General features: G+C 66.1%; 15 protein-coding genes and 1 pseudogene. 11 read left to right on the top strand and 5 right to left on the bottom strand.

Annotation, left to right across the window (positions count from 1 at the left end):
- Positions 1-244 precede the first annotated feature (244 nt).
- Positions 245-1711, bottom strand: a complete 1467-nt coding sequence (zwf, locus tag AB4Z32_RS18185) for a glucose-6-phosphate dehydrogenase (RefSeq protein ID WP_442123268.1) — start codon at positions 1709-1711, stop codon at positions 245-247.
- 247 nt (positions 1712-1958) lie between these two features.
- Between zwf and AB4Z32_RS18180 the strand changes: the two genes are divergently transcribed.
- Positions 1959-2837, top strand: a complete 879-nt coding sequence (locus AB4Z32_RS18180; protein ID WP_442123267.1) for a DMT family transporter — start codon at positions 1959-1961, stop codon at positions 2835-2837.
- Between the two features lie 143 nt (positions 2838-2980).
- On the opposite strand, the gene AB4Z32_RS18175 is transcribed toward AB4Z32_RS18180, so the two are convergent.
- The 4 genes from AB4Z32_RS18175 to AB4Z32_RS18160 are packed head-to-tail and all read right to left on the bottom strand — an operon-like array spanning position 2981 to position 7144.
- Entirely contained in the window at positions 2981-3853 is an 873-nt protein-coding gene (locus AB4Z32_RS18175; protein WP_442123266.1) for a DUF4232 domain-containing protein, read from the bottom strand.
- Between the two features lie 35 nt (positions 3854-3888).
- A complete protein-coding gene (locus AB4Z32_RS18170; protein ID WP_442123265.1) occupies positions 3889-4725 on the bottom strand; it encodes a DUF1906 domain-containing protein in 837 nt (278 codons plus the stop codon).
- A 45-nt stretch (positions 4726-4770) separates the two neighbouring features.
- Complete coding sequence (locus AB4Z32_RS18165) at positions 4771-5772, bottom strand: response regulator (protein ID WP_442123264.1); 1002 nt, start codon at positions 5770-5772, stop codon at positions 4771-4773.
- A 1-nt stretch (position 5773) separates the two neighbouring features.
- Positions 5774-7144, bottom strand: a complete 1371-nt coding sequence (locus AB4Z32_RS18160) for a sensor histidine kinase (RefSeq protein ID WP_442123263.1) — start codon at positions 7142-7144, stop codon at positions 5774-5776.
- A 186-nt stretch (positions 7145-7330) separates the two neighbouring features.
- Here AB4Z32_RS18160 and cqsA point away from each other — a divergent pair, with 186 nt between their 5' ends.
- The 10 genes and pseudogenes from cqsA (at position 7331) to AB4Z32_RS18110 (ending at position 24620) form a co-directional block, all read left to right on the top strand.
- Positions 7331-8569, top strand: coding sequence for an alpha-hydroxyketone-type quorum-sensing autoinducer synthase (cqsA, locus tag AB4Z32_RS18155; RefSeq protein ID WP_442123262.1), 1239 nt, complete (start codon positions 7331-7333; stop codon positions 8567-8569).
- Between the two features lie 96 nt (positions 8570-8665).
- A pseudogene (locus tag AB4Z32_RS18150) lies at positions 8666-9322 on the top strand (class I SAM-dependent methyltransferase); the annotation flags it as partial.
- Positions 9319-10335: a DUF2156 domain-containing protein gene (locus AB4Z32_RS18145; RefSeq protein WP_442123261.1), complete on the top strand. Its 1017-nt coding sequence runs from the start codon at positions 9319-9321 to the stop codon at positions 10333-10335. The pseudogene AB4Z32_RS18150 and the gene AB4Z32_RS18145, both read left to right, overlap by 4 nt.
- A gap of 3 nt (positions 10336-10338) precedes the next feature.
- A complete protein-coding gene (locus AB4Z32_RS18140; protein WP_442123260.1) occupies positions 10339-11895 on the top strand; it encodes a fatty acyl-CoA reductase in 1557 nt (518 codons plus the stop codon).
- 257 nt (positions 11896-12152) lie between these two features.
- Positions 12153-12959 carry a sensor histidine kinase gene (locus AB4Z32_RS18135; protein WP_442123259.1) on the top strand — a complete coding sequence of 269 codons (807 nt, stop codon included), beginning with the start codon at positions 12153-12155 and terminating at the stop codon, positions 12957-12959.
- A 617-nt stretch (positions 12960-13576) separates the two neighbouring features.
- Entirely contained in the window at positions 13577-19393 is a 5817-nt protein-coding gene (locus AB4Z32_RS18130) for a choice-of-anchor Q domain-containing protein (protein WP_442123258.1), read from the top strand.
- Between the two features lie 31 nt (positions 19394-19424).
- Entirely contained in the window at positions 19425-20654 is a 1230-nt protein-coding gene (locus tag AB4Z32_RS18125; RefSeq protein WP_442123257.1) for a multicopper oxidase domain-containing protein, read from the top strand.
- Complete coding sequence (locus tag AB4Z32_RS18120; RefSeq protein WP_442123256.1) at positions 20651-22015, top strand: multicopper oxidase domain-containing protein; 1365 nt, start codon at positions 20651-20653, stop codon at positions 22013-22015. Before AB4Z32_RS18125 ends, AB4Z32_RS18120 begins: the two co-directional genes overlap by 4 nt.
- A 10-nt stretch (positions 22016-22025) precedes the next feature.
- On the top strand, positions 22026-24155 hold the full coding sequence (locus AB4Z32_RS18115) for an Ig-like domain-containing protein (RefSeq protein ID WP_442123255.1): 2130 nt from the start codon (positions 22026-22028) through the stop codon (positions 24153-24155).
- A gap of 9 nt (positions 24156-24164) precedes the next feature.
- Complete coding sequence (locus AB4Z32_RS18110; RefSeq protein WP_442123254.1) at positions 24165-24620, top strand: hypothetical protein; 456 nt, start codon at positions 24165-24167, stop codon at positions 24618-24620.
- Position 24621 lies beyond the last annotated feature (1 nt).

The following is a 24621-nucleotide window of genomic DNA, read 5'->3' as shown; positions in this document are numbered from 1 at the left end:
GGCAAGCGTTGCTTGCCCAGCAAAAAAATGGCTCTGCACGAGCCATTTTTCATCAACCGCGTCAGAAAAATTTTCGCGGCTCAGTCGACATGACCTCGTTCGCCGCGGTGGCTCTTTTCATTGCGGTGGTCGTCCAGGAAAGTCGGTGGCAGATGCCAGATGCGCTTAGCGGCCGGCAAAGTTGAGCTTGCAAGTGGTCCAAGCGATTATGCATGCGGCATAAGCAAACTCTCCTGGTCCGGGCTTACTCGACCCAGCTGTAACCGTCGCGCGCCAGCAGCGCGAAGGATTCCGCCGGACCCCAGGAGCCGGCCGCATAGGCGTGCGGCTTCTCGCCCAGCGTGCCCCAGCCTTCGATGATCGGGTCGGCCCATGCCCAGGCCGCCTCCAGTTCGTCGCGGCGCATGAAGTGGGTCAGGCGGCCGCGCACGACGTCGATCAGCAGGCGCTCGTAGGCTTCGGCGCGGCGCTGCTGGAAGGCCGATTGCAGGTCGAGGTTCAGCGCCACCTGCTGCATGTGCATGCCGCTGCCGGGTTCTTTCGCCATCAGCTGCAGCTTGATCGCTTCCTCGGGCTGCAGCTCGATCACCAGGCGGTTGGCGACGCCGCCCGGGGCATCCGGGAACAGCGGGAACGGCGGGTTGGTGAACTCGACCACGATCTTCGAGGAGCGGCGCTGCATGCGCTTGCCGGTGCGCAGGTAGAACGGCACCTTGGACCAGCGCCAGGTGTCGATGAAGGTGCGCAGGGCCACGAAGGTTTCGGTCTTGCTGTCCGCGGGGACGTTCTTCTCCTCGTGGTAGCCCGGCACTTCCTGGTTGCCGCTGACGCCGCGGGTGTACTGGCCGCGCACGGTGTCGCGCGCGATGTCGGCCAGGCTGAAGCGGCGCAGCGAGCGCAGCACCTTCAGCTTCTCGTCGCGCACGGCGTCCGCGTTCAGCGAGGTCGGCGGCTCCATGGCGACGATGCACAGCAGTTGCAGCAGGTGGTTCTGGACCATGTCGCGCATCGCGCCGGCGCCGTCGTAGAAGCCGGCGCGGCTGCCGACGCCGACTTCCTCGGCCACCGTGATTTGCACGCTCGAGATGTTCGGCGCGCGCCACAGCGGTTCCAGGATCGAGTTCCCGAAGCGCAGCACCATCAGGTTCTGCACGGTTTCCTTGCCGAGGTAGTGGTCGATGCGGTAGATCTGCGATTCCTCGAAGTGCTTGCCGACCGCTTCGTTGATCTCGATCGCTGAAGCGAGGTCGGTGCCGAGCGGCTTTTCCAGCACGACGCGGGCGTTGGCGTCGACCAGGCCGGCGGCGGCCAGCTTTTCGCAGATGGTGGTGAACAGCGAGGGCGCGGTCGACAGGTAGAACACGCGCTGGGCGCCGGCGCGCGAGGCGCTCGCCAGGGCGCTGAAGTCCGTGGCCTGCTGGACGTCCAGGCGGACGTACTCGAGCAGTTGCAGGAAGCCGTCCCAGGTCTTCTCGTTGAAATTGGCTTCGGCGATGAAGGAGCGCGAATGCTCTGCCACGTGGGCCAGGTAGGCGTGGCGGTCGTAGTCCTGGCGGCCGGTCGAGATGATGCGGGTCGAGGCCGGCAGGTTACCGTGGAGGTAGGCCATGTACAGGGCCGGCAGCAGTTTGCGCATCGCCAGGTCGCCCATGCCACCGAAGATGGTCATGTCGAGGGGGAGGCCGGTATCCGATTCTGTCGAGAGGGTCATGTCTTGTGCGGTCAAATGTTTTGAAGGAGGCGCTGGGCCGGCAAGCCCCATACGGTAGCAGAAGGGCGGAAGACGCGCTCGCCCGGGCCGGCTTTTGGCCTGGCGGCGGAGCGTGCCTGATCCATATCGTGAATTTTACCTAGCTTACAATCTGGAGGCGAATTAGGGAATCCTCCCATGCCGCCATGACCCAGGCGACGCAAGCGTATCGATGAGGAGACTGCTGTGATTTGTTGCTTGCTGAAGCATGTTCCGGCGCGCGCCTGAGGCCGCGGGTCTTGGCTTGGCCACCGCCGGCCTGACCGCGGTGGCGATGCTGGCCTTCGCCGCCAATTCCCTGCTGTGCCGCTTCGCCCTGCAGCAGGACCACATCGATCCGGCCGGCTTCGGCGCGGTGCGGCTGCTGGCCGGGGCGCTGGTGCTGGCCTGCGTGATGCGGGCGAAGCGGCAGCCGCTGGGCGCGGGCGGGGACTGGCGCTCGGCCGCGCTGCTGTTCGCCTACGTTGCGCTGTTTTCCTTCGCCTATGTGTCGCTGGCCGCCGGCACCGGGGCCCTGATCCTGTTCGGGACGGTGCAGCTGACCATGCTTGGCGTGGGCCTGCTGCGGGGCGAGCGCTTCGCGCCGGCCGGCTGGCTGGGCCTGGTGCTGGCGATGGCCGGCCTGGTGGTCCTGCTGCTGCCGGGCGCCGCCGCGCCATCGCCGCTGGGCGCGCTGCTGATGGCGGGCGCGGGCGCGGCCTGGGGCGGCTATTCGCTGCGCGGGAAGGGTGCCGCCGATCCGCTGGCCGCAACTTTCGCCAGCTTTCTGCGTGCGGCGCCGCTGGGCTTGCTGCTGGCGCTGCTGTTCGCCGGGCGCCTGCATGCGGACGCGCGCGGCGTGTGGCTGGCGATCGCCTCGGGCGCCATCACCTCGGGCCTGGGCTATGTGGTGTGGTATGCGGCGCTGCGACGCCTGAGCGCGCTGAGGGCGGCGGTGGTGCAGTTGTCGGTGCCGCTGATCGCCACCGCGGGCGGCGCGCTGCTGCTGGGCGAGGCGTTCACCTTGCGGCTGGGCGTGTCGGCGCTGGCGATCCTGGGTGGAATCGCACTGGTGCTGGGCAGCCGTGCCGGGCGCGGGAGCGCTTGACCGCTCTTTTTTCGGGGATTTGCAACTAACCGACAATGTGCGCCAAACAAACGAAAAAACAGCAAGCAGGCAGCCGGGGCGGCTGCCTGCTTGCCTGGATAGCGGATCCGGCGGATCCAGCCGATCGCCGGGTCCCGCCGGACTCAGTGCAGACCGATGATCTTGCCCACGCCCGGCCCGCCGTCCAGCTTCCAGCTCAGCTTGCCATCCCCCGCCGCCAGCGCGGCCGGCACCTGGACCTGCATCTCGAAGCTGACGCTGGCATTCGCCGGAATCTGCCCGCCGGCCGCGCCGCAGTCCAGGCGCTGGGTGCTGTCGACGGCCTTGCCGTCCGCGTACAGCGATTGCGTGTAGGCCGGGCAGGCCGCCAGCGAGACCGGGGACGCGGTCGGATTGCTCAAGGTCACGGTGTAGCGCAGGGTGCCGCCGCGGCTGGCCTCGTCCGGCGCGCTCAGGCTGCCCGTCAGCTGGCTGAGCGCACCGGCAGCCTTCATCGCCGCCGCCCGCGCCGCGCCTTCGCCCTGGACGCGATCGAAGCGCAGCACGGTGGCGCGGCCGCACAGGGTGTCGATGTGGACGCCGTCCAGGGCCTTGATCCCGCCGCCGGCCAGGGCCAGTTGCAGGCGGCGGCTGACCCGGCGTGCCGGCTTGTTGGCGGCTTCGCAGCTGCCCGGCGTGCCGAGCAGGACGACGGCTTCCTCGCCGGGAGCGAGTTCGATGCGGCTGCTGGCCAGCTGCGGCGCCTGCTCGCTGGCACCGACCGTTTGCGGCGCTTCGCTGGCGGGCTGCAGCTGCAGCCCGGGAAAGCCGGGCAGGGCGCAGGCTTCGCTGCCGGTGTTCAGGATGCGGATCTCCTGGGTTGCCTGGCCGCGCCAGGCGCCGGCCGCGCCGGCGCTGACCTGGACGTCGGCGGCGGCGCAGAGACGTGCGGCGGCCGGGGCGGCATGGGCGCCCGGCGCCGCGGCGAGAACTGCCAGCGCGATGGCGGATGGTGGAAGTGAAAAGCAGCTTGGCATGGTGGCGCTCCTGGATGGCATCGATAAGTGGACGGTCAGTTGCATACGCTGGCGGAATTCAGGCCGCCGGTCGGGGCCAGTGGTCCGTTGGCGCAGTTGCTGTCGATGTTCAGGGTCACGCCGCCATAGGTCTCGTTGTGGTCGCCCTGGTACTGCTTGAGGCGCTGGTGGCTCGACCATGAGCTGCCGGCGATGCAGGACAGGGTCGAGGTCGACGGATTGCCGTCCCAGTTCGCGGCCCAGATGAATTGCGGCGGACGCGCCATGGTGGCGAGGTCGCTGAACCAGGTATTGCAGGCCGAGCCATAGACGCCGGAGGCCTGGGCCGGCGCCACCGCCAGCTGGTCCACCCAGCCCTGCAGGAACTGCTTGACCGCGGCCTTGCAGGACGCGTCGTTGGAATAGCCTTCCATGTCGTACACGACCGGCGTGCCGGCCGCATTGTTGGTCACGCCGAGGGCGATCAGGGCATTGTAGGCCTTCAGGGCTTCGTCCTTGCCCTGCTGGTAGGCGGTGGCGGTGTCGTAGCTGATGCGGCTGGAGAAGGTGGTGCAGGGCGCCTGCGGGCCGACCCAGATCAGCGAATGGCGCCAGCCCTGGCTGTTGGTGGTGTTCATCCAGGTGGCGGTGAGGTTAGGCTGCGAACAGGCCCGCACCGCGCCGCCGATGTAGACGCCGACGAAGCTCCACGGCGTATTCGTCCACCAGGCCTGCATCTGCGAGGTGGACGGGGCGGCGCAGCTGTCGAAGCCCTTGCCGTTGAATGCGGCGCCGGCGCCGGGATAGGCCTCGGCGGATGGCGCGGCGAAAAGGGCTGCGGCGAACAGGGCCGGCAGCAGCGCGGCGGGCGCCTTGCGGGGCAGGGTTGGCATCGAATGCTCTCCTTGGTGGTGGTGTGGCGGGGCGGCGGCCCCGGCTCAGGCATGGCCGGGATGGCGGCGCAGGAAGTTCGAGAAGGACTCCACCGGCCCGTCCAGGAATTCCGGGTCGAGCGGGAACATGGCCCAGTAATACAGCTCGCGGCCGTGGCAGCTCTGGGCCGGCGCAGTGTAGCGGTGCCATTCCTTGTGCCGCACCGGCGAATACATGCCGTCGCCGTCGCTGAAGTTCGGCACCACGCGGCGCTGGCCGAGCGCTTCCAGCAACGAGGCCGGGGCGCCGCCGTCGAGGGCGATCTCGAAGTGGGCGTTCATGCTCTGCTCGGTCTCGACGGCCAGCAGCCAGGGGCGGGCATCGCGGTCGTACATCAGGAAGCCGGGAGGGGTCTTGAACAGGTAGTGCTCGACGATCTTGTGGCGCGCGCCCAGCTCGCGCACCAGGCCGCAGATGGCGGGATCGTTGACGAAGCTGAAATCGTGCAGCGAGAGCAGCATGCGCAGCGCTTCCGACTGGGCCAGGAAGAAGCCCTCCTGCAGATGGGTGAGTTCTTCCTCCAGGCGGTCGAGGGCGTGGGCGTCGCTCTTGCGCACGTAGCGGTCGATCAGGCCGCGGTTGAAGGCTTCGATCGCGACCCGCTCGTCGGCGACCCCGGTCAGCAGGATCTTCCGGCACGGCAGGTCGCGCACCGCCTCGCAGAACTGGATCCCGTCCATGCCCGGCATCGCGTAGTCGACCACCAGCACCGAGGGCGTCAGGAAGCGCTGGGCGTGGCGGCGGATGCCGCATACCTGCTCGACGTGCAGGGCGATGTTGTAGGGCTGGGGCGCGAAGGTATAGGTGTCGACGCTGGGCGACAGCAGTCCGGCCAGGGCCGCGGGCGCGGCGCCGTGCTGGCGCAGCCAGGCGGTGGCGGCGGTGGTGTCGCTGAAGCCGATGCTGGGGAAGCTCGGGCCGAGCTGGAAGCGCAGGCTGTGCAGGAAGCTGGGACTGTCATCCACGAGGACGGTCATGGTGGGATGCTGGTAGATCGGCAGGTTCATGCTAAGCCTCGTTGACTCGTTCGACTCGGTCGTTGATTGCACGGGGAGGACGCGGCGTCGTGGACGCGTCGGCGGCGCGCCGCGCCGGCGGGAACTCCAGCGCGAACACCGTGTACAGGTCCTCGCGCGAGCGGCAGCGGATCTTGCCGTGCCAGGCATGCACGATGTCCTTGCACAGCGCCAGGCCGATGCCGGCGCCGGTGTTCGCCGGGTAGGAATAGAAGCGCTCGAAGATGTAGGGCAGCTGGCGCGCCGGGATGCCGCAGCCGCTGTCCATCAGCAGCAGGCGCGGGCGCTTGCGGGCGCCGTCGACGATGATCCGCACTTTCCCCTTGCCGGCGCGCTGCAGGGCCTTCAGGGCATTCCGGAGCAGGTTGAGCAGCACCACCGAGGCCAGTTCCTGGCGTCCGCGGAAGGCGAAGTCGCTGCGCACCACCACGCTCACCAGGCGCCGCTGCTCCCCGCTGACGAAGGGATAGCGGCCGATCACGCCGTTCACCAGCTCGGCCATCGATACCCGCTCGTTGGGCGCCAGTTGCTGGTTCATGGCCGCTGCCGACATCAGGAACAGGTCGATCATCTGGTTCATGTGGCGCACCTCGAAGCCGATCCGCTCCAGCGCTTCCGGCACGCCTTCTTCCGCGCCCGGTATCGCCCTGGCGATCCCGCGCACGTTGGCGGAGATGCTGATCAGGGGCGTGCGCAGTTCGTGCGAGACCATCGCCAGCGCCTGCGCCATGCCGGCCAGCTTCTCGCTCGCCAGCAGCCGGCGCCCGATCTTGGTAAGGGCCACGATCACGATCGTGAAGACGTAGATCGGCGCCTGCTCCAGCACCAGCGGCAGGGCGTGGAAATCGCCGCTCGCGTTCGGATCGCCCAGCACCACGTACAGCAGGCAGGCGGCCAGCGCGCCGGCGCTGCAGGACAGCAGCGCCCACAGGGAATCGAACTGGAACAGCAGGATCAGCGCCAGCAGCAGCGATTCGCCCCACACTGCCGAGCCGTGGTTCATCAGGAACATGTAGCTGAAAAAGAAGGGCATCACATAGGTGACGCTGATGAACTCATAGGGACGGAGCCAGTTTCGCTTGATTTTGCGCGGGAACAATAATGCTGGAAGGCATAGAACAAAACCGAGTATCCGCAGGCCCGGGCTCTCGAACTTTTGTGGGAACCACATTGTCCAGATGAGGTAGTACGCCGGCATGCCGATGCAGCCGACCCATGCGAGGAAATGCAGCCGCACCACGGCATGCTCGTGCAGCTGGTCCTGGCGCAGCAGCCACGCCAGCAAGGCGGGGCGGGTCAGCCGATAACGCATCCTGATCGGCGCACTGATGTTCGCGATGCTCCTGTACAGCAGATTCTTCACTCGGCAACTCCCGGTCGTCGACCGTCTGTTTTCGATCCTTGTCACTTAACAATTGATCTCACGCAATTGTTGGTTGAGCTTGAAGGAAACTGCTCAGTTCAGATTGATCTCGGTCAAGAGTGCGTCGAGAAGCCGAGCCGAATTTTTGCGTATGGACACAATGAAATTTTTCCTGGAGATAAAAAAATGACACTACTGACCAAAGCCCAAAACCATGTCCGCCCCGCAGCCCTGCGCATGCCCGCCTTCGTCACCCGCCGGATGGACGAACACCACGTGAACCGGATCGAACAGCTCATGGGCGGCGAGCACGTCCATGTGTGGAAGCGCCAGGGACCCGGCGCGGTCATGTTGGCCGGTAACGATTACCTCTGCCTGGCGAACGAACCGGCGCTGCTCCAGGCCCAGGTGCGCGCCCTGCAGGGCAAGGCCGGGCAGAACCTGATGTCGGCCGTCTACCTGCAGGCCGGCAGCCGGCAGCACCGGCTGGAAGAGAAGTTCGCCGACTTCATGGGCGCCCAGCAGACGGTGCTGGCGCAATCCGGCTGGGCCGCGAACGTCGGGCTGATGCACAGCATCGCCGAGCCGGGCGTGCCGGTCTACCTCGACATCATGGCGCATGCCTCACTGTGGGACGGGGTCCAGCTGGGCGGGGCCAGGGCCGTGCCCTTCCTGCATAACAATATGGAGCACTTGCAGCGCCAGTTGAACAAGCACGGCGCCGGCGTGATCGTGGTCGACGCCCTGTACAGCACCGACGGCAGCCTGGCGCCGCTGCACGAGGTGCTTGCCCTGGCCGAGAAGACCGGCAGCGTGCTGGTGGTCGACGAATCGCATTCGCTCGGCACCCACGGTCCGCGCGGCGCCGGCCTGGTGATCGCCGCCGGACTGGAAGACCGCGTGCACTTCCGTACCGCCTCGCTGGCCAAGGCCTTCGCCGGCCGCGCCGGCATCATCACCTGTTCGAGCCGCTTCAAGGGCTACTTCCTGTCGGAGTCGCGCCCGGCGATCTTCAGCTCCTGCCTGCTGAACCACGAGCTGGCCTGGTTCGACGCCGCCATCGATTTCGTCGAGCAGGCCGACGTCCGCCGGGCCGGCCTGCGCCGCATCACCGAGGAAGTGCGCAGCGGCCTGGAACGGCTCGGCTACTGCGTCGACGAGGGCAGCGAGCAGATCATCGCGCTCGAAGTGGGCACCGAGCCGAAGACCCTGGTGCTGCGCAAGGCGCTGGAAAACCGCGGTATCCAGGGCGCGGTGTTCTGCGCCCCGGCCACGCCCAAGAACCGCGCGCTGGTGCGCCTGACCCTGAACTCGGGCATGACGAAGCGCGAGATCGCGAAGCTGCTGGACGCCTGCGCCGACATGCGCGACGAGGTCGACCTCGAGAACTGGACCTCGACCGTTCGCCGGCGCCGCGTGCACTGACTCGGAAGGCCAGGAAGTTGGCTCCTAAAGGCAGGCACAAAATCGTGGAGGGCTGACGCTTTCGCTTACGCTTATACAAAAGACAAGAAGGAGACAAGCGTGAGCGACAAATACAGGCTCGTTGGGCCGATCTACGACTGGCTGAGTGCCTTCTACAGCGGGAAGTCGATCCACAAGTGCAAGGTGGCGATGCTCGATCGCCTGCAGCCGGGCGACCGGGTGCTGTTCGCCGGCGTCGGCCACGGCAGGGATGCGGTCTACGCGGCGGGCCGCGGGGCCGAGGTCACCGTGGTCGACCTGTCCGAGACCATGCTGAGGAAGTTCCAGGCCAACCTGGCGAAAGAGGGCGTGCAGGTCTCGATCCGCCAGGTCCACAGCGACATCATGCAGGTGGAGGAGTACGAGCGCTACGACATGGTGGTGGCCAACTTCTTCCTCAACGTCTTCCACGAGGACATGATGGTGAAGGTGCTGCAGCACCTGATCCGCCTCGGCCGGCCGGGCGCGCGGGTGGTGGTGGGCGACTTCTCCTTCCCGACCGGGAACGTCCTGAGCCGGCTGGTGAAGACCCTGTACTGGTATGGCGCGGTCGGCTTCTTCTGGCTGTTTGCCGGGAACGCCTTCCACAATATCTACAACTATCCCGAGTGGATGAACAAGCTCGGCCTGCGGGTGCAGGAGCAGAAGCACTACAAGCTGCTGCTGCTGGACTGCTACTGGTCGGTGCTGGGCGAGAAGCCGGACCTCGCATGAGCGACGCCGCTCTCGCGCTCACCCGGCCGCTCGCTCCGGCCGACGCCGACGCCCACGCCGAGCTGGCCAGGCGCGTGGCGTGGCTGAAGGAATATGGCAGCCACCCGATGTCCTTCTCGACCATGCAGCCGGACATGGCCTACTTCGAGCTGCCGGGCGCCGGCTACATCGCCTATGCCCAGTACTGGGGCATGCAGTTCGCGCTGGCCGATCCGGTGTGCGCGCCGGAGCAGCGCGCAATGCTGATCGACCGCTTCCTGGAGCGCTTCCCGCACGCCGTCTTCGTCCAGGTGAGCAAGGTGGTGGTCGACCACCTCCACGGACGCCACGGCTATTACGGCACCCAGTTCGGCAGCGAATCGAAGATCGAACTCGCGGACTGGAGCCTGCGCGGCGCGCGCAAGCAGATTGTCCGCACTGCGGTCAACGGCGCCAGGAGCCAGGGCATCGAGATCCGCGAGGGCGGCTTCGACCATGAGGTCAAGCGTATCTCGGAAGCCTGGATCCGCACCCGGCGCTGCAAGAACAACGAGATCCGCTTCCTGATCCGGCCGATGATCATCGACTACCGCGAAGGCACGCGCTACTTCTACGCCTACGATGCCGAAGGCGAGGCGGTCGGCTTCATCTTCTTCGATCCGATCTACCGGGACGGCCGCCTGGCCGGCTATGTGCCGAACATCTCGCGCTCGTCCGCCAACTTCCGCCAGGGCCTGTGGTATGCGCTGATGGCGCATGCGCTGGCGGTGTTCCGGGAAGAGGGCGTGCCTTACGTGGACCTGGGACTGGTGCCGCTGCAGGTGGATGCCGAAATCGAGCCGCAGGAGTCGCGCGTGCTGCGCGCCACCATGTCCCTGATCCGCGAGCGCATGGATTTCCTGTACAACTTCAAGGGCCTCGAATTCGCCAAGTCGCGCTTCCAGGGCCGCATCGAGAAGACCTACTGCTGCCACCGCAACGCCATGCCGGCGCTGGCGATGACGGCCATGTTCCGCCTCACCCGGATCATCTGAACCATGACCAACGAATTGAGCGTGCCGGCCGCCCTGTCCGGCAAGCGCATCCTGCTGACCGGCGCCACCGGTTTCCTGGCCAAGGTGGTGCTCGAAAAGCTGATCCGATCGGCGCCGGAGGTGAAAGGCGTGATCCTCCTGATCCGCGGCGGCGAGGCCGGCAATGCGCGCGAACGCTTCCAGCGCCAGATCGCCACCTCTTCGATCTTCGATACCCTGCGCGCCGAGCGCGGCCCCTGGCTGGAGCGCTTCTTCGACGAACGGCTCGAATGCGTGACGGGCGAGGTGACGCAGGACTGCTTCGGCCTCGGCGCGGAGCGCTTCCGCGAACTGGCCGCACGCACCGACCTCGTGATCAACGCGGCCGCCAGCGTCAACTTCCGCGAGCCGCTCGACGAGGCCCTCGACATCAACACCCTCAGCCTGCGGCAGCTGACGGCGCTGGCGCGCGCGGCCGGGGCGCCGCTGGTGCAGGTCTCGACCTGCTATGTGAACGGCTACCGCCGCGGCGACATCCTCGAAGATTCCGCCGCGCCGGCCGGGCGTGCCGCCATCGGGCGCGATCGCGAAGGCCAGCACGACATCGGGGCCCTGGCCGGTCGTCTGTGCCGCCGCATCGAGGCGGTAAAGGCCCGCCACGCCGATCCGCAGGTGCTGGACCGGGAATTGACCGCGCTCGGCATCCGCGAAGCCAAGCGCCACGGCTGGAACGACACCTATACCTTCACCAAGTGGATGGGCGAGCAGTTGGCCATGCAGGGCATGCGCGGACGCCCGCTGACCATCGTGCGGCCGTCCATCATCGAGAGCACGCTGCGCGATCCGGCGCCGGGCTGGCTGGAAGGCGTGAAGGTGGCCGACGCCGTGATCCTGGCCTATGCGCGCGGCCGCACCAGCTTCTTTCCGGCGCGCCCGGCAGGCATCATCGACGTGATCCCGGCCGACCTGGTGGCGAACGCCATCCTGCTGGCGGCGGCCGAAGCGCTGGCGGGGCCGGTGCGCCACCGCATCTACCAGTGCTGCAGTGGCGCCTCTAACCCGATCCTGGTCGGGGACCTGATCCGCCTGCTGCAGGACGAGGCCAGGCGCAACTGGCGGCAGTACGACAAGCTGTTCCACAAGGAGCCGAAGCACGACTTCCGGGTGGTCGGCAATCTGCGCTTCCGGTTGGCGATGGCCGGCGTGGCGCTGGGCGCCCTGGCCTGGAGCGGCCTGCGCCGCCTGGCCGGCCAGCCCGGCGCGACCCCGGCGATGGAAAAGCTGCGCACCACCCGCCTGCTGGCGATCACCTTCTCCTTCTATGCCCAGCCGCGCTACCGCTTCGACAACCGTGGCCTGATGGCGCTGGCGGCGCGCTTCGGCCAGGAGGATCGGGCGACGTATCCGGTCGATCCGCGCGCCATCGACTGGGAGGATTATTTATGCAGGGTGCATATGGCGGGGCTGAACCGCTATGCGCTCAAGCGCAAGGAGGCGAGGGCGGCTGACAGCCTTGCGCACGCCAACGATACCGCCGTGGACACCCGGTCCTATCCGGTGCCGGTGGCCGATTCCCCTTGAGGTCGTCAGCGCGAGAGTAGCTGTTTGTGCACCTATCTGAATCCAGCCACCGGCTGGATTTTCATTTGGCGCTTTTGAAAAGGTGCTGTTTTAAAACGGGAAATAGTTCCGGCGATTAATTGTGAATTTATCGTTAAGCAAAAAAAATGCCATGTCGAGGCATATTTACGACGTTTTCGTCGGCGGAGTTTAGTAACATGTGCTCGCAGTAATGAGTTAACCAATACTTAAAAACGCAGTCGGCCTAGGGGAACGAGATGGGAGATTACTCGGTAAACTTTGCGGATCTATTAAGTACCGGACTTGCAAACCATAAGGGATCGAATCATATTTCCCGGTCAAGGAAGTCGAAAGGAGATCAACGGCGGGCATTCCCGCCAGGCATTCGACACCACGACGGAGGAAAATGGATCGATTGTATTTCGACAATACAAGAATCTGAAAGGCGGCGTATTGCCGCGGACCTTCACGATGGACTGGGACAGGTGTTGACAATGCTCGCAATCGAATTGCGCAGCGCAAAGGCGACGGCTGCAGGTTCTAGTGGATTCGTTCCCGCGCTCGACCTGGCCCTCGATCACGCATGTTCGAGCGCGCGCCAGGCTATCGACGAGTTGCATCGAACGGTCATGGACCTGTATCCGTCCATGCTCGACGACCTGGGTCTAATCGCCAGTATTTCTTTTATCCTGAGGGAAGCCCGCGAAGCGTATCCCCAATTGCAGGTCGATGCGGACATTACGGTATCCGACAATGACGTGCCGTCCGCGCTGCGGATCGTCGCCTTTCGCATCCTCCAGGAGGCGGTGAATAATGTTCTGAAGCACGCCGATGCGCATCTCTTGACGGTGGTATTTTCTGCGGGGACGCAGCACTTGTCGCTGGTGATTGCGGACGATGGCGCCGGCATCCCGCAGTCGCGCATGCCCAAGCGCCGCCTGTCCTCAGGCATTGTCGGCATGATACGCCGCGTTCACGATTCGGGCGGCGCAATCGACATCACGAGCAGCCCGGGAAAAGGGACCAGGATCGGCGTGGAATGGAATATCGCAGCACTCTGTTGATTACTTTGTTTCAGCGATGAAAATGGCCGCACTGCGGCCATTTTCATTTTCCGGAACGGTAGTTTCGCCTACCTTGTATTACGCTCCCGCGTGCGTAGTTTACCTCCCTTTCAACTGCAACCTTCGCCTCCCTGTGCCGCCTCATTCCTTCCGCCATACTGGTTTCGTGCAGCCATTACCCGATGCCGCCGTATTTGTCCAAATCGGCTTTCATAAAACTAAAGGGTGCCTGGGGAGTGAACATGGATATGCTTACGTTTTTCGGCGCGGTTCCCGGAAGGGCGAAATGCCTGCTGTCGACGGCATTTTCGCTTTTGCTGGCCATCCTGTGTAATTTTGCACAGGCGCAAACGAATCCTTTACAGGTAACGGTCAAGGGAGTCGATCCCAGCGGCGCGGTTACCGAGGTAAAGAGTTATCGCTGGACCATCGAGCAGGACGTCAGCAAGGACTCGGTGCCCGGGCAACACGCGACGCGCGACAATTATTCCTTCAGCTTTCACTCCAGTTACATGCCGGTAATTGCGGCAGGAAAAACCGTCGACGGTACGCCACTGACAGGGAATGACTGTACCGCTACCGACTCGGTAGCGTGCCTCGACCCGGACCGCAAGTACATGCCGCTCCCGAAACTGGATCCGGCCAAGCGCTACTACATCTCGATCCTGCCGGATGACGGATACGCGATGGGCGGCGCGGCGATTCCCGCCGGCGCCAGCTCCGTCACAGTTTACGTGAATAAATATCCGCTGCCCGCGGCGCAGATTTCGGTATTCGTTTTCAACGACAACAGTCCCTTGAATGCCGCCCCCGACCTGCCGCAGGAACAGGGACTTGCCGGCTTCACCATCCTGCTGACGGAGGCCGGCGGCACCTATGGCGCCTCGGGCGGCCAGGTCACGCAGGATGCCTTCGGCAACCCCCTTGGCACGACCTACAAGACTGCCTGCGCGGCCGGTGAAACGGCGGTGGCAGGCTATTGCTATGATGTTGGCGGAAAGCCGGTGATGCTGGTGCGCGGCAGCGGGATCATCAAGTCGGGCCCCGATGGCGTGGCGAATATCCGCAACCTGTTCCCCGCAAAATATACGGTGCAGGTGGTGCCGCCGACCGGCACCGACTGGCAGCAGACCACCACCATCGAAGGTACCAAGGGCGACGACGCCTGGGTTCGAAATGGCGAACCGCCGTTTTTCCAGGAATTCGGACCCCCGGGGCACCATGTCTTCACCGGTTTCACGCACAAGGGTTTCCTGGCCAAGAACGGAACGACGCCGGTCCTGAACGGCAATGCCACCATCACCGGCAAGATCGTCAACATCCATAATTCGCGGCCGCCGGACTACAGCTTCCATGACGGCGCACCGTTTCCGGGATGCTGGGTCGGACTGAACGAGTCGACCGGCACCCGGCGCGCCCTGTATGCGACGCCCTGTAATGCCGACAGCACCTTCTCGATCCCGAAAGTGCCGGCCGGCACCTGGGAACTGGTGGTATGGGACGAGGCGCTGGACCTGATCATCGCCACGGCGCCGGTCACGGTCGCTCCGGGCGCCACGAGCTTGGTCTTGGGCAACGTCCCCGTTTTTAACTGGTTTGCGCGCTACGAAGGCAAGGTGTTCTACGACACGAACGAAGACGGTTTCCCGGACGCGAACGAAGTCGGCATCGCCAACCAGGTGATGAATATCCGTTTTCGCGACGGCAGCATCTACCAGTCGACCCTGACCGACTCGAAGGGCGAGTTCAAGTTCAACGAATTCTTCCCGTTCTTTAACTGGATGATCGGCGAGGTCGATTATTCCCGCTTCAAGGCGACCGGCGCGACGATCGTCGTCGACGCCGGCGGCGCGGTACCGGCCCATAACGGCTGGACGACGCCGTCCTTCAACCGCCTCACGCCGCAGCTCTACACCTGCACCAAGGAAGACGTTACCGCGAATTCCGCCGGTAGTCCCACCCTGTGCCAATCCGAAGGCCAGACCATGCCCTACCGCGTGGAGCAGGGCGTCGTGCTGTTGGAGGGCATGCAGGCTTTCCTGGGTCAGACCAACCATATTGAATACGGCAAGAAAGCCTATGCCGGTCAGGAAAATGGCGGCATCGCCGGCATCGTCCAGTATGGCATCACGCGGGCGGAAGACGATCCGAAGAATGCGACCGCGGAAAACTGGGAGCCGGGCATCCCGCGCGTGCAGGTCAACCTGTATCTGGATTGCGATGGCGACGGCAAGCCGGACAAGCCGGCAGCGGCAAACAACGGCACCTGCAGCGAGAGCGACGGTTCCAATCCCACTCTCAGCAGCAAGGGTTATGTGTACGACCCGCCCGATGTCGACAATTACCCGTTCTGCTGGCGTGACCCGGCGTCCTGCAATTCCGCGGTGCCGCTCAAAGGCCCGGAAGACGTCAAGCGCAGCAGGAGCGGTGGCGCAGACGAGTTCAGCTACGGCGACGTCGTCAAATGGGGCGCCGATCCCGACAACAATGGTCAGCCCTATGTCGGCCTCGGCAAGACCGACGGCTGGGACGACGCGCTGCCTTCCGAATGCCCGGGCGACAAGTACAAGGTGCCGTATGGCCCCGATGCCGGCAAGCCGCTCGACTGCTATGACGGCTTGCGGAACTGGAACCAGGCCCGTCCGGCGGTGTTCGATGGCGGCTATGCCTTCGGCAGCGTGGCGGGCCAGGCCAACCTGCCGAACGTGAAGTATGTCGTGGAAGCCGTCGCGCCCCCGGGATATTTCCACCAGGGTAACGGCGACAAGAACGTGGTGTTCGGCGACGTCATCACGCCGACGCCCCAGGCCGAGCCTTTCCCCTGCGTCGGGCGCGACCTGCCGGTGCCGCAGTACCTGACCCTGTTCCCGGACCAGCAGCAGTCGAATCCGATGTACAAGTCTGCCGGCCAGACCTGGAAGAAGTGCGACATGAAGCTGGTGGACATGCAGCCGGGCCGCAATCCCGCGCCCAACTTCTACCTGTACACGGAAGCGCCGGTCGCCGGCCATGGCGTCGGCTTCATCCTCGACGACCTCTCCAGCGAGTTCGACGTGAATGCGCCGACCTTCGGTGAAAAGCATGCGCCGCCGCACTTGCCCGTCTCACTGCTCGACTGGACCGGCCGGGAGGTCGGCCGCGTGTACGCGGACGAATTCGGCTCCTTCAACTTCCTGGTGCCGTCGACCTTCACGATCAATCCGCCGTTCCCATCCGGCGTCTCGCCGAGCATGATGACCTCGTGCATGAACTCCCCGGGACCGATCCCCGACCCGAGCGGCGCAAGGAATTCCGACGGCAGCCCGAAAATGGTGATCGACCCGTACTTCGACCGCCGCTACAGCCAGTTCTGCTATACCTTCCAGTACCTGCCGGGCAAGACGACCTACCTGGATACGCCGGTGGTGCCGGTGGCGGCCTTCGCCGGACCGTCCCAGAACCCGGTCGACTGCGAATTCGCCGACGGCGTGCCGATGATCTACAGCGTCACCGGTAACGGCAACAGCGGACCCTGGGTCCCGGCAACGGGCACGCGCACGCTGACCATCGTCTCGGCCGGCAGCATGGACGTGCTCAACCCCTACTATGATCCGAACGACGGTTCGGCGCGTCTCATCAAGCGCGACTTCGGCTTCGGTGCGCCGAACGCGGGCAACAAGGTCACCCTCAACGGCGTCGAACTGCCGGTGGTGGGCAACTGGGCCAACGACGTGCTGGTCGTGACGGTGCCGGCCAACGCCGTGACCGGACAGCTGCTGGTCTACCGCGCCGGCGTCGTCTCGCCGGTCGGCCTGACCGTGACCGTGGGCGGGGCGACCCCGAAATACGTGCCCGCCGGCGGCAGCATCCAGGCCGTCATCGACGCGCCGACCACCAACGACGGCGACCTGATCATCGTTCCGCCAGGAATCTACAATACGCCGGTCATCGTCGACAAGAAGGTGCAGCTACAGGGCTGGGGCGCCATGTCGACCATGATCAACGCCGCCAAGCTGGCCAACGACACGCTCAAGAAATGGCGCAAGCTGATCGACCGCAAGATCGACGCCACCCCGGCCAGCCCGCCGGTCATCGATCCGGACACCGGCGTCAACACCCTGAACGCCGGTCCGAACCGCACCTTCGACCTGCTGCCGGGCCAGTCGCTGGGCGGTAACCTCAGCGAAAACGAACCGATCCTGTTCGGCGCCGACGAAGCGCCGGGCATCCTGGTGGTCGGCAAGGCGGCATCGAGCGGAAGCGGCAACGGTCACTTCAACGCGACCAATCCGGCCCGCATCGACGGCTTGACCGTGACCGGCGCCGACGGCGGCGGGGGCATTCTGGTCAGCGGCTATGGCCGCAACGTGCAGATCGCGAACAACCGCATCGTCGGCAATTCCGGCACCTACGCGGGCGGTATCCGGATCGGCCACGTCGACCTGCTCGACCAGAACAATACGGCCTACGGCGGCTACACCGATTCGGTCGATCCGAATGCGAACATCCACCATAACTGGGTGGTGCAGAACGGCGGTACCGAGGCCGGCGTCGGCGGCGGCATCAGCCTGGGCAATGGCGCCAGCAATTACCAGGTCGTGAACAACCATGTGTGCGGCAACTTCAGCCTCGGCCACGGCGGCGGCGTGGCGCAGCTGGGCCTGGCCGACGGCGGGATGATCGCCAACAACCGCATTATCTTCAACCAGGTGTTCAACCAGTCGGCCAATTCGACCGGCGGCGGCGTCTTCATCGGCGGCGCGCCGCCGGTGGATGCGGGCGCCCTGTCGGCCGGTACCGGTTCGGTCAGTCTGCAGCAGAACCTGATCCAGGGTAACAATGCCGGTTCGGGCGCGGGCGGCGGCGTGCGCCTGGCGCAAGTCAACGGCCTCGACGTCAGCCGGGCGCCCAACAACGAGAACAGCTGGAACAGCGTCACGATGGTCAACAACATCATCGTCGACAACGTCTCCGGCTATGCCGGCGGCGGCGTGGCGATCGTCGATGCGCTCAAGGTGAATGCCTCGAACAACACGATCGCCTTCAACGACACCACGGCCACCTCGCAGGAAGCCTTCGCCCATCCGGGCGACCCGCAGTCGAGCCCGCAACCGGCCGGCCTGGTGTCGCAGGGCAGCAGCGCCGGCCTGGTCGCGGCCATCCAGGGGAACAAGCGCAACCAGTATCTGTTCTCCAAGCCCGTCCTTGCCAACAACATCCTGTGGCACAACCGTGCCGGTTGCTGGGCCATCACCGGCACCGGGGCAGGTGAGTTCGGACTGTTCGACGCCGCCGCGAATGGCGGCTGCAACACCGCTTCGCCGATGGGCTCGAATCCGGTCTACGTCGACCTTGCCGTCATCGGCAGCGCGAACCAGGGAAGCTTCGGCGCCAAGTACGTCGACAGCGGCAAGGACAAGCTGAGCCCGGATCACAGCATCCTGTCGGCCCTGCTGGGAACCGGCGGCTACGACAACAACGGCAACCTGGCGGTCGATCCGCTGTTCGTGGCGAACTACCCGAACGGCGACCGCAAGCCGACGCCCTTCATTCCGGGCTTCTCGACGACGATCGATACCGCCGCGACCAGCGACGAGGGCGGCAACTACATCGATATCCGCTACGGCCCGCTGACCCTCTGGAACTGCATGGGCAGCGACGGCAAGGTGAAATCGCCGCAAAGCGCCGCCAACTGCAGCCTGTTCGGGGACTACCACCTGCAGGCATCCTCGCCGGCGATCGACAAGGGCCTCAGCCGAACGGGTTCGAACGGCGTGCCGGCGGTGGACTACGACGGCGAAACCCGGACCGCATCGAAGATCGACATCGGGGCCGACGAGGTCGGCGGCGGAAGCTCGGGGCCGCCGGCGGCGGCGCCGCAAGTGGCCCTGCTGGACAACTTCAACCGCGCCAACGCCAATACCCTTGGCGCCAGCTGGAATCAGGCGGTGCTGCTCGGCGCCGCCGCCATCCGGGTGAACAGCCAGCAGGCGGCCAGCGCGCTGCTGCCCGGAACGGCGTTCTGGAGTGCGCCGTTCGGCGCCAACCAGGCTGCGGCCCTGACCCTGGGGGCTGGTACGCTCAACGGCGTCGGCTTGCTACTGAAGGCATCCGGCAACTTCGTGCTCGGTACGTATCCCAGCTACGTAAGGGTCCGCTACAACGCAGGTTCGGTCATCGTCGATACCACCACCACCGGCGGCCTGTCGTTCGCCAACACCGCCACGCTCGCCAGCGGCGTGACGCTGGCGGCCGGCGACACGCTGCTGGCCCAGTGCACCGGCGCCGGCGTCGTCAACGTGTGGAAGGTGCAGGCCGGGGTGCCGACCCTGCTGGGAAGCGCGACCCTGCCGACGACCGGAACCATCGCTTTCGTTGCCGGCGCCGGACGGATCGGCATCACGGAGCCGGGGAACGCCCGGATCGACGACTTCGCCGGCGGCACCGTGCCCTGATGCCAACTGGTCCCATGTGAAGGAGCGTATCGTGAACGTGAAGATCATCAGCAAACTCGGTGGGCCGGCCTTGCTGGCGGCCCTGGCCGCCCTGCCCGGGGCAGCCCGGGCCGGCGTATTCGTGCAGTGCCCTGGCGACACCAATGGCGACGCCAGGTGGACCGGCAGCGAAGTCCGTCCTCCGAACACCGTGTGCAAGCACCTGACCGGCGGCGACGGCTTCGTCACCATGGCGGACGGGCGCCAGATGTATACCTTCGGCTTCGACGAGGTGACCGGCACCCTGGCCAAGGATGTGGTGCTGAACCTGGCGCGCGCCAATTTCGTGGCCCCGCTGATCGAGCTGAACGAAGGCGACAAGTTCTACCTCACGCTGAGCAATGTCGGCATGGTGGCACGCCCGGACCTGTTCGACACCCACAGCGTCCACTTCCACGGTTTCGCCAACCAGGCGCCGATCTTCGACGGCGTCCCGGAAGGGGCGCTGACGGTCAACATGGGCGCCAGCGTGACCTACTTCTACAATCTGAACGAGCCCGGCACCTATATGTACCACTGCCACGTCGAGGCGACCGAGCACATCGAGATGGGCATGCAGGGCCAGCTGTTCGTCAAGCCGAAGCAGGACGGCACCAGCAAGACCTACAAGGGCAAGACCTACAACAAGTTCGTGTACAACGACGGCGACGGCTCGACCGGCTACACCAAGGCCGTCGCCCTGCAGCTGACGGCATTCGACACGGCGACCCACGAAGCCGATTTCGGGATCCAGCCAATCCCCTTCAACCAGATCAAGACCATCTACCCGATGATCAATGGCCGCGGCTATCCGGACACGGTGAATCCCAATCCTCTGCCGCCGACCCAGGTCGACCCGTATACGGCCGGCACCACCTTCCAGTCGCAGAAGACGACCGCGCTGGTGACGCTGAACCGCAGTACCGAAGGTTCGCGTCTGCTGCTACGTCTGTCCAACCTGGGGGTGGCCGACTACTACACGGTCACTGCGCATGGCCTGCCGATGACGGTGGTCGGCGCCGGCGCGCGCCAGCTGCGCGGGCCCACCGGCAAGGACCTGTACTACGACACGGCCTCGGTCACGCTCGGCGGCGGCGAGTCGGTCGAGGTGATGATCGACGCTTCATCGGTGCCGGCCGGCACCTATTTCTTCTATACGACGAACCTGAACTTCCTCAGCAATAACGAGCAGGACTACGGCGGGATGATGACGGAGATCGTGATCACGGGAGATGCGACATGAACTTCGCCAACATCGCGCGGCGCGCGGCCGCGATCGGCTTCAGCATCGCCGCACTGGCCGGCAATGCCCAGGCCAAGATCGACGGCATCAGCGGCAGCGGAGCGGGAACCCCGGCCAGCCCGCGCACCTTCAACCTGGTCGCCACCGACGCCAGCCTCGTGACCGGCGACGGCAACACCGTCTATGCCTGGGGCTATGCCGACGCCGCCACCGGGATCATGCAGTATCCCGGGCCGACGCTGATCGTCCAGCAGGGCGACACGGTGACCGTCAACCTGGTCAACCAGCTCCCGGTCGAGGGCCTTCCGGTGTCGGTCGTCTTTCCCGGCCAGATCGGCGTGACCGCGGCCTGCGCGGCGCCGGCGCCGGCCTGCGCGGACGGTGTCCTGACCAAGGAAGCGGGGCGCAATGGCAGCGTCAGCTATACCTTCGTCGCCGGCCAGCCGGGAACCTACCTGTACCACAGCGGCTCCCAGCCGTCGCTGGAAGTGGAGATGGGCCTGCTCGGCGCGCTGATCGTCCGCCCGGCCGGCTTCGATCCGTCGGCGAAGGCCACGCGCAAAGCCTACAACCAGGCGGGTACCGAGTTCGACCGCGAGTTCCTGCTGCTGCTGACGGATATGGATGCGGCCATGCACGACACCGTGGCGAGCCAGGTGCGCAACCACCAGCCGGTCAACGTCGACACCGCCAGCTTCTTTGCCACCATGTGGTTCATCAACGGCCGCAATGCGCCCGACACCCTCTTGGGGGCCGGCGTACCCTGGCTGCCGAACCAGCCGTACAACGCCGCGCCGATCATGCACCCCGGCGACAAGGTCCTGGTGCGGGAGCTCAACGCAGGCCGCGACCTCCATCCTTTCCACCATCACGGCGCCCACATGCAGCCGCTGGCGCGCGATGCGAGGGTGCTGGAAAGCGCGCCCGGCAGCGGCCCGGACCTGGCCTCGCCGGACTTCACGATCCGCAGCATCCCCGGCCAGACCGCCGACCTGATCTTCGAGTGGACGGGCAAGGGCGTCGGCTGGGACATCTATGGCACCGACAATGCCCATACCTGCGTGCCCGACGCGAGCGGATTCAGCCCGACCCACGAATGGTGCGCGGACCACGGCAAGCCTTTCCCGGTGATCCTGCCGAACCAGCAGGACGTGGCTTACGGCGAGTACTACAGCGGCAGCCCCTACCTGGGCAAGTTCGGCGTCCTGCCGCAGGGCCATCCCGGGCTGAGCGAGAACGGCGGCTATTTCCACATCTGGCATTCGCACAATGAAAAAGAAATCACGACCAATAACGTGTTTCCTGGCGGGATGAAGACCTTCCTGATCATCGAAGCACCCGACGTCGCGATCACTGAGTGAGGGGGCGGTCATGAAAGAGAATCGACTGATGCGGGCCCGGACCGCGGCCGTGCTGCTGGCGCTTGCCGGACTGGGCGGTTGGGGTTCCGCGAGCGCGGCGGAGTACTGGCTGCAGACCGGTACCACGACGATCGCCGGCGTACCGATGTGGGGCTATGCCTTGTGCGGCACGGGCAGTGCGGCGCCGACCGGCTGCACTGCGCCGGTCACGGTACCCGGTCCGGCCCTGAACGTGCCGCCGGGGGAAGGGCTGGTCGTCCACCTGACCAATACGCTGCCCGAACCCAGCTCGCTGGTGATCGCCAGCCAGGTCAAGCAGGAGGGCATGCAGCCGGTCTGGTTCGAACCCGATGGCGGCGCGACCTATACCGGCGCGCGGCCGGCCGGCAACACGACGGCGCGCGTACGCTCCTTCGACCGCGAGGCGGCGCCGGGCGGCGGCACCGCCACCTATACCTGGACCAGCGTGCGCCCCGGCACCTATCTGTACAGCAGCGGCACCCATCCGCAGGTCCAGGTGCAGATGGGCCTGTACGGCGCGATGACCAAGGATGCCGGCACCGGCAGGGTCGCCTACAGCAGCGGCGGCAGCAATATCGTCTACGCCAACCAGGTCACGCTGGTCTACAGCGAGATCGACCCGGCGATGCACGCGGCGGTCGCGGCCGGCACTTATGGCGGCAGGGGCGGGCCCGGCAGTACGCTGGAATACCAGCCGAAGTATTTCCTGATCAACGGTACGCCGTTTCCGGGCCCGGGCCTCGATCCGCTCGATATTCCGACCCTGGCGCCCGGTTCGCCGGGGGTGCCGGCGGGGAGCAACCTGCTGATCCGCTTCGTCAATGCGGGTCTGAAATCGCATGTGCCGACCATCAATGGCCAGTACTGGCAGGTGGTGGCGGAAGACGGCAATCCGGTCCCCTTCCTGGGCAATCCGCGCCAGCAATACACGGCCTTCCTGCCGCCGGCGAAGACGCTGGACGTGCTGCTCAAGCCGGTGAGCAGCAGTACCCAGGATACGCTCAGGTTCGCCGTGTTCGACAGCCGGCTGTACGATACCAGTAACGGCAGTCCGAACGGCGGCATGCAGTTCCGCCTGGCGGTGGCGCCCGCAGTCGCCGCGCCGCCCGTCTTCGATACGGCGCCGGTGACCACGGCCACCGTCGGCCAGCCCTACACCTATGCCGCGCATGCCACCGGCAGTGCCGGACATGCCGTGCAGTACAGCCTGAGCGGCGCGCCGGCCGGCATGAGCGTGGCGCCCGCAACCGGATTGGTCAGCTGGCCGGCGCCGGTGGCCGGCAGTTATCCGCTGACCCTGCGCGCGACCGACCAGGTGGCGCCGACCCTGTTCGCCGACCAGGCCTACACCCTGGTGGCGGCTGCCGGGACGGGTGACGCGCCGGTCGCGGTGGCCGATACCTACACGGCGATCGCCCACGCGGCAAGCGCCGGCAACCAGTCCGTCGCGCCCCCGGGCGTGCTCGCCAACGACAGCGCTTCCGGCGGGCAGGCGCTGAGCGCCGTGAAGATCAAGGAATGCACGGTCGTCAACGGCAACTGCAACACCAGCTCGAGCCGCGTCACGGTCAATCCGAACGGCAGCCTTGCAATGAGCTCGTCGACCGCCACCAACGAAGTGCGCGTCACCTATCGGGCCCAGACGGGCAGCGGCGCGGCGGCGCGGCAGAGCGCCGACACGCTGGTGACGATCAAGGTCATCGATAACCGGGCGCCGGTGGCGGCGGCGGATGCCTTCGATGCGCCACGCTGCATCGTCCGCGTCGGTACATCCGGTTCGACCTGCCGCACCTTTGGTAGCGGCGCCTATGTGCCGGTGGCGCTGGCCCCGGCGGCGAACGACACCGACCCCGACAGCGCCACCATGGACGCGGCCAACCAGTTGCCGCTGGCAGTGGCGCGGGTGCGGCAGCCGGGCAGCGGAGGCAGCGGCGGCTCCAGCAGCGCGACCAGGCAAGGTGGCACCGTGACGGTCAGCGGGGCCGGCGTCACCTATGTCCCGCGCTGGAACTTCACGGGGTCAGACACCTTCGAGTACCGCGTCAAGGACCGTCTCGGCAAGGAGTCCGGCAGCACCAACAGCACCGGCTGGGCCGTCGTGACGGTACAGGTCAACTAGGAGGCTGCCATGATCAAACGCCACCTTTTCCGCCGCTGGCTCGCCGGCGCCGCCGGCGCGGCGGCGCTGGTGGGATGTTCGACGCCGCCGCCGGCTGTGCCGGCCGCCGCCGTCAGCGATCCGGCCCTGGGCGAATCGCTGGGTATCGCGGTTCACGGCCTGCACCTGTCGGCCCACGGCTACATCCTCGACCTGCGCTACCGCGTCACCGACCCCGCCAAGGCGGCCGTGCTGCTGGACTCGAAGAGGAAGGTCCAGCTGCTCGACCCGCGGCGCGGCGCCGCGCTCGGCATCCCCGAATCGCCCGTCATCGGACCCATGCGCCAGACCGCGCGCAATCACGTCCTGTACCAGGACCGGGATTATTTCGTCCTGTTCGTCAATCCCGGACATGCCGTGCGGGCCGGCGAAACGGTGCAGCTCGCGGTCGACGGCCGGCCGCTGGCGCGCCTGACGGTCGAATAGG

Origin of the sequence: Massilia sp. 2TAF26 (assembly GCF_052115005.1) — a bacterium.
Lineage (GTDB): Bacteria > Pseudomonadota > Gammaproteobacteria > Burkholderiales > Burkholderiaceae_D > Telluria.
Note: the sequence above shows the minus strand (reverse complement) of the source record. Positions and strands in the feature narration are given on the sequence as shown.

Coding starts and splice junctions, on each gene's coding strand:
- zwf (WP_442123268.1), bottom strand. CDS start 1,711: ATGACCCTCTCGACAGAATCGGATACCGGCCTCCCCCTCGACATGACC.
- AB4Z32_RS18180 (WP_442123267.1), top strand. CDS start 1,959: ATGTTCCGGCGCGCGCCTGAGGCCGCGGGTCTTGGCTTGGCCACCGCC.
- AB4Z32_RS18175 (WP_442123266.1), bottom strand. CDS start 3,853: ATGCCAAGCTGCTTTTCACTTCCACCATCCGCCATCGCGCTGGCAGTT.
- AB4Z32_RS18170 (WP_442123265.1), bottom strand. CDS start 4,725: ATGCCAACCCTGCCCCGCAAGGCGCCCGCCGCGCTGCTGCCGGCCCTG.
- AB4Z32_RS18165 (WP_442123264.1), bottom strand. CDS start 5,772: ATGAACCTGCCGATCTACCAGCATCCCACCATGACCGTCCTCGTGGAT.
- cqsA (WP_442123262.1), top strand. CDS start 7,331: ATGACACTACTGACCAAAGCCCAAAACCATGTCCGCCCCGCAGCCCTG.
- AB4Z32_RS18145 (WP_442123261.1), top strand. CDS start 9,319: ATGAGCGACGCCGCTCTCGCGCTCACCCGGCCGCTCGCTCCGGCCGAC.
- AB4Z32_RS18140 (WP_442123260.1), top strand. CDS start 10,339: ATGACCAACGAATTGAGCGTGCCGGCCGCCCTGTCCGGCAAGCGCATC.
- AB4Z32_RS18135 (WP_442123259.1), top strand. CDS start 12,153: ATGGGAGATTACTCGGTAAACTTTGCGGATCTATTAAGTACCGGACTT.
- AB4Z32_RS18130 (WP_442123258.1), top strand. CDS start 13,577: ATGCCGCTCCCGAAACTGGATCCGGCCAAGCGCTACTACATCTCGATC.
- AB4Z32_RS18120 (WP_442123256.1), top strand. CDS start 20,651: ATGAACTTCGCCAACATCGCGCGGCGCGCGGCCGCGATCGGCTTCAGC.
- AB4Z32_RS18115 (WP_442123255.1), top strand. CDS start 22,026: ATGAAAGAGAATCGACTGATGCGGGCCCGGACCGCGGCCGTGCTGCTG.
- AB4Z32_RS18110 (WP_442123254.1), top strand. CDS start 24,165: ATGATCAAACGCCACCTTTTCCGCCGCTGGCTCGCCGGCGCCGCCGGC.